Below are 5,609 nucleotides of genomic sequence, written 5' to 3' on the forward strand. Positions count from 1 at the left end.
GCGTCGCAGTCCGCAACGAGCGGACGGGCGCCTGGCTGGCGACTTCAGCGGAGGTCGCGGCTTCCGCTTGGTCGCGCCTGCGCGGCCTCCTGGGCCGCGAAAGTCTGCGGCCCGGAGAGGGCCTGCTTCTGTTCCCCTGCAACGCGGTGCACGGCCTTGGCATGCGGTTCGACCTGGACGTCCTTCACCTGGACCGGCACGGTCGCGTCCTGCGCGTCATCCATCTCCGTCGCAACCGGCTCGGGCCCGTGGTGCGCGGCGGGTACTTCGCGCTCGAGTTGCCGGCGGGCACGGCAGCCGCGACCGGTACGCAGCCCGGCGACGCCCTCCGGTTCGAGCGCGCGGACGCGGTGGAAATCGAGTGACGCGGACGCCGCGGAACGCGGTGAGCGGCGTCCGGGGCGCCGCTGGCGCCGCCCCGGCCGGCTCGGATGACCTGACGAAGGAGGCACGATCGTGGCTCGACGGCTGACCCTCGACGACGTGGCGCAACTTCCCGCACCGGGCACCGCCGTTCCCGTGCGCATCGGCTTCACGCCCGACGCTCGCGCCGTGACCTACCTCTTCCCCCAAGACGGATCTGATCGTCTTGCACTGTGGCTCGTCGACATCCAGTCGGGTGAACGGCACGCCGTGTCCCCGGCTGCGGAAGGCGCGGCGCGCACGCTGGAAGAGGAGCTGCGGCGGGAACGCGAGCGTCTCACGTGGGAGGGCGTGACGTCGTACGAGTTCGCGTCGCGCGCGGAGACGCCGACCATCCTGGCGCCGGTCGGCGACCGCGTGTTCGTGCGCGCGGGGGACGGTCCGTTCGAGGAGATCCCCGAGGCGCGCGGCGCCGTCGACCCGCACCTGTTCCCCGACGGGACGCGGCTGGCCTTCGTGCGCGACGGCGAGCTTCACGTCCTCGACCTGCGCTCCCGTCATCTCACGACGCTCACCCGCGGGGCCACGGACGGGCTGTATCACGGCATCGCGGAATTCGTGGCGCAGGAAGAGCTCGGCCGCAGCCACGGTTATTGGATCCGGCCCGATGGGCGGCTCGTCGCCTTCACGGAAGTGGACGAGCTCCACATCCCCCGGTTCCCCATCGTCCACGAGGCCGACGAGCCGTTCTTCGTCGAGGAGCATCGCTACCCGTTCGCCGGCGAGGCCAACGCGAAGGTGCGGCTGGGCATCGTGCCCTCGACCGGCGGGGAGACGCTCTGGCTGGACTGGGACGATGACGTTTACCTCGCCCGCGCGGCGTGGACGCCGGGCGGCGACCTCGCCGTCCTGCTGCTCTCGCGCGACCAGCGAAGCCTGGAATGGCGCCGTTACGACCCGGTCACGGGCGCCCACGAGTGCTTCTACCGCGAGACCGCGGAACACTGGCTCAACATCGGCGACGACCCGCGTTTTCTCGATACCGGCGAGGTGGTCCTCACCAGCGAGCGGAGCGGCTTCCGGCACCTCTACGTCGTCGCCCCGGACGGCTCGACGCGGCAGATCACCAGCGGCGAGTGGATGGTCACGGAGGTCGTGGACGTCGACGAGGCGCGGCGGCTGGCCTACTTCATCGCCACCGCGGAGAGCCCCCTCGAACGGCACCTCTACGCCGTCAGCCTCGACGGCGGCCCCATCCGCCGCCTGACGGAGGAGCCCGGCTGGCACACGGCCGTGTTTTCTCCGGACCACGCGTGGTTCGTGGAGCAGGCGTCGTCCCTGGAGCACGCGCCGCGCACGCGGCTCTGCCGCGCCGACGGCACGGTCGCGCGGATCCTGCACGAGGATCCGGATGCGACGGCCGAGGCGCTCGGCCTCGTGCCGCCGCGCATCGTGGAGCTGCGGGCCGACGACGGCACGCGGCTCTACGGAGCGGTGTACCGGCCGGCGGAGACCGGCGCTCCCACGGCTCGCGGCTCCGCAGCCGATGGCCCCGCAGGCGGCGAGCCCGCGGGTGGCGCCACTGCATCCCGCACCGGCGCGAGCGCGGCGGGCGGCAAGCGGCCGGCGATCGTCTCGGTCTACGGAGGGCCGCACGCGCAGCGAGTCGCGAACCAGTGGGACCTGACCGTCGACCTGCGCGCGCAGTACCTCGCGCAGCAGGGATTCATCGTCTTCCGCCTGGACAATCGCGGCAGCGCCAACCGCGGCGTCGCCTTCGAACGCGCCATTCACCTGCGCTTCGGAACGGTGGAGCTCGAGGACCAGCTCGCCGGGGTGCGCTGGCTCATCGAGCACGAGGGCGCGGATCCGGACTGCATCGGCATCAGCGGTTGGAGTTACGGCGGCTACATGACGCTCATGGCGCTGGCGAAGGCGCCGGACGTGTTCAAGGTCGGCGTCGCGGGCGCGCCGGTGGTCGACTTCCGCTGGTACGACACCGCGTACACCGAGCGGTACATGGACACGCCCCAGCGAAACCCCGAAGGCTACCGGGAGGCGTCCGTCCTCACGCACCTCGCCGGACTGCGCGGGCACCTGCTCCTCATCCACGGGCTCATCGACGAAAACGTGCACTTCCGCCACACGGCACGCCTCGTTCGCGCGCTGATCGAGGCCGGCAAGCCGTTCGAGATCGCGATCCTGCCGTCCTCCCGGCACCTGCCGCGCGGCTTCATGACGCGCCGGTACATCGAGGAGCGGCTGACGTCGTTCTTCCTGGAACGCCTCTAGGATGGCGACGATCCAAAGTGAAGTGAAGATCAGCACAACCATGACAGGGAGATGCTGGCATTGGGGATGCGCAGTCTCTTCAAATGCGCCGCTTGCGGTCATACCGCGATCGTCAGCGGAGACACAGATGGCGGTTTCGCGGTGTTGACGAAGACGTTCTTGTGCAAGGGGTGCCATGATCTGGTCGATGTGGTGACCGATCGAGCGACCGAGCGCGGCTGGGAGAACGCTCCGCTTCGATGCCCGCGATGCAGCAGTACCGATTTGACCGAATGGATCGGCCCCAAAGGGCCCTGTCCGAAGTGTCCGGGTCAGATGGAATGGCAAGACGCGCTCTACATTTGGGACTAGTGGGCCAAATCTCACACCGTAATCGGAACGACCGTATCGTACCGACCGGAAAATCAAAACGCCCCGCAAATCCTTGCGGGGCTTGGTGTTAAAGCTGGTGCGCCCGGGAGGATTTGAACCCCCGACCTACTGATCCGTAGTCAGTCGCTCTGATCCACTGAGCTACGGGCGCACAAATCTGTTGGGAAAGACTGGCGGAGAGGGCGGGATTCGAACCCGCGCTGGGGCGAAACGCCCCACTAGAAGTTTAGCAAACTTCCCCCTTCGGCCTCTTGGGTACCTCTCCAGACAATCCCTCAAAACTTTCGCGCCGTGACGCTGCATCATCATAGCACAGACCGCTTTTTGCAGGCAAGGGCGCGGACCGCGTCATTTCAAGCGTTCGAGAATGCGCGCCACCTTGCCGCGCCCGATCACGTCCATGACCCACGAGGCCAGCACGCTGGTGTATCCGCGCTGCACCACGTCCGTCGCGATCCACGTCGCCCACTCGTCTTCGACGGCCGGCCCGCGCCGCATGCGCTCGCGATCGAAGAGCGCCGCGACGAACGACCGGATCGCGTCCGCGCGCGGTTCGAGCTCGCGCTTGTAAAGCCGCCGTTGCCGGCGGTCCATCGTGGCGACGTTCTCATTGAGCAGTCGCCGGACGGGCTCGTCAAGCCGGAAGTGGCGGGCGACCTCCTCGTCCACGCGCATCGAATGATCCCCCCGACATCATGTATGCAGGCGCGACATACGGTCGTACGGGAGGCGCGAAGGTGGATCGTGACCCGTTCGTCACCGGCATGTCGCTGACGCGCGTCATTTCCGCCTGCATCGAACTGACGGGCGCGTACCTGATGTGGCGCGCCGGACGCGTCGACGCCGCGATGCGCGTCAACGCGTACCTCGGACTTGTCGGGCCGATGGTGCTGCTCACCGTGAACGCCATCGGCATCGTCGGGCTAGCCGGCAAGGGCATGCCCGTCTCCAAGATCGTGCTCATCCTCATGGGCGTGTACTTGATCATCTTCAGCACGCGCTCCTAGAGACATCGCCGCAGATCCCCTCAAGGGGTCCGCAGCCGCGCGGTGGGACGCGCACCGGCCTTCCGAGCCTGGAATAGACCGAATGCGGGCAGAGCCCAGGTCACGTCGGAGGTCGATGCGCCCATGTCCTTGTCGGTTGCGCTGGTGGGTCTGATCGTCGGCACGTTGGTCGGCCTGACGGGCGTCGGCGGCGGCAGCCTCCTGACGCCGATATTGGTGTGGATGGGCGTGCCGGTGTCGACGTCCATCGGCACGGACCTCGTGTCCAACGCGGCGACGAAGCTCGTCGGCCTGTTCCAGCATCACCGCCAGCGATCGGTGTCGTGGCGTTGGGTCCTCGCGCTGTCGGTCGCCGGTGTCCCGGCCGCGCTCCTGGGAACGTGGGCCGTCGCCTGGCTCAAGGACGCTTCGGGAACGGACGCGGTGGTGAGGCACCTGCTCGGCGGCGCGCTCGTGCTGGCGACCGTCGCGACCGTGGCCCAGGGATGGTTCCGGCAGCACCCGCACGGCAGCCGGCATGCGGGCGTCCCCGAGGAGCGTCCCGGCGCGCCCGGGCTCGCGGTGTACGCGTTCGGAGGCCTCGTGGGATTCATGGTCGGTCTGACGTCCGTCGGCGGCGGCGCCCTGGTGGCGCCGATGCTCCTTCTGCTCTCGCGCCTCGCGCCCCGTCAGGTCGTCGGCACGGACATCGCGAACGCGTTCTTCCTGACCCTGGCCGCCGGCTCGGCACACGCGGCCATCGGTACGGTCGACTTCCCGCTGGCGCTGAACCTCTTGATCGGGTCGCTCCCCGGCGCGTGGCTGGGCAGCCGCCTGACGCTGGTCGTGCCCCGCCGGCCGCTGCGGGCGGTGATCAGCGGCATCGTCTTCGTTACCGGAGTGCGCTGGCTCCTGTGACCGGAACCCGTCTGTCCCACGACGCATACGAGTGTACAACCGACGTTCAAAGGAGTGATTCGCATGGCGGTTTGTCCAGGGGGACAGATCCCTCACGTCGTCCAGCCGGGCGACACGTATTTCCGCCTCGCGCAACAGTTCGGCACGACCGTCGCGGCGATCGCGGCAGCGAATCCCGGGGTGGATCCGAACAACCTGCAGGTCGGCCAAGTGCTGTGCATCCCGGCCGGCGCGCCGAGCGCGTGCCCGCCCGGCACGGTCGCGCACACGGTCGTCGCCGGCGACACGTACTTCAGGCTGGCGCAGCAGTTCGGCACGACCGTCGCGGCGATCGCGGCGGCGAATCCCGGGGTGGATCCGAACAACCTGCAGATCGGCCAGGTCTTGTGCATCCCGACCGGCGCGCCGACGACCTGCCCACCCGGGACGGTCGCGCACACGGTCGTCGCCGGCGACACGTACTTCAGGCTGGCGCAGCAGTTCGGCACGACCGTCGCAGCGATCACGGCGGCCAACCCGGGCGTCAACCCGAACAACCTGCAGATCGGTCAGGTGTTGTGCATCCCGACCGGCGCCCCCACGACCTGCCCGCCCGGGACGTTCCAGTACACCGTCCAGCCGGGCGACACGTTCTTCCTTCTGGCGCAGCGCTTCGGCACCACGGTGCAGGCCATCCAG

6 protein-coding genes and 2 tRNA genes are annotated in these 5,609 nt (G+C 68.9%); 5 read left to right on the plus strand and 3 right to left on the minus strand.

The window, feature by feature from the left end; genetic code table 11:
• On the plus strand, positions 1-365 hold a 365-nt coding region (locus IRZ18_08115), incomplete at its 5' end, for a DUF192 domain-containing protein (protein ID MBX5477068.1).
• A 91-nt stretch (positions 366-456) separates the two neighbouring features.
• On the plus strand, positions 457-2,655 hold the full coding sequence (locus IRZ18_08120) for a DPP IV N-terminal domain-containing protein (protein MBX5477069.1): 2,199 nt from the start codon (positions 457-459) through the stop codon (positions 2,653-2,655).
• A 446-nt stretch (positions 2,656-3,101) separates the two neighbouring features.
• Here the strand turns inward: IRZ18_08120 and IRZ18_08125 are convergent.
• The 3 genes from IRZ18_08125 to IRZ18_08135 all read right to left on the minus strand — a co-directional run bounded on the left by IRZ18_08125 (position 3,102) and on the right by IRZ18_08135 (position 3,702).
• Positions 3,102-3,178: transfer RNA gene (locus IRZ18_08125), tRNA-Arg, on the minus strand.
• A gap of 20 nt (positions 3,179-3,198) precedes the next feature.
• Positions 3,199-3,292, minus strand: a tRNA-Ser gene (locus tag IRZ18_08130).
• A gap of 83 nt (positions 3,293-3,375) precedes the next feature.
• Positions 3,376-3,702, minus strand: a complete 327-nt coding sequence (locus IRZ18_08135; protein ID MBX5477070.1) for a hypothetical protein — start codon at positions 3,700-3,702, stop codon at positions 3,376-3,378.
• Between the two features lie 20 nt (positions 3,703-3,722).
• Between IRZ18_08135 and IRZ18_08140 the strand changes: the two genes are divergently transcribed.
• The 3 genes from IRZ18_08140 to IRZ18_08150 form a co-directional block, all read left to right on the plus strand.
• A complete protein-coding gene (locus IRZ18_08140) occupies positions 3,723-4,034 on the plus strand; it encodes a YqhV family protein (protein ID MBX5477071.1) in 312 nt (103 codons plus the stop codon).
• A 123-nt stretch (positions 4,035-4,157) separates the two neighbouring features.
• Positions 4,158-4,931, plus strand: a complete 774-nt coding sequence (locus IRZ18_08145; GenBank protein ID MBX5477072.1) for a sulfite exporter TauE/SafE family protein — start codon at positions 4,158-4,160, stop codon at positions 4,929-4,931.
• 63 nt (positions 4,932-4,994) lie between these two features.
• The coding region (locus IRZ18_08150) for a LysM peptidoglycan-binding domain-containing protein (GenBank protein MBX5477073.1) at positions 4,995-5,609 on the plus strand (615 nt) is incomplete at its 3' end.

Source organism: Clostridia bacterium, assembly GCA_019683875.1.
In the GTDB taxonomy this organism is placed as follows: domain Bacteria; phylum Bacillota; class Sulfobacillia; order RBS10-35; family Bu92; genus Bu92.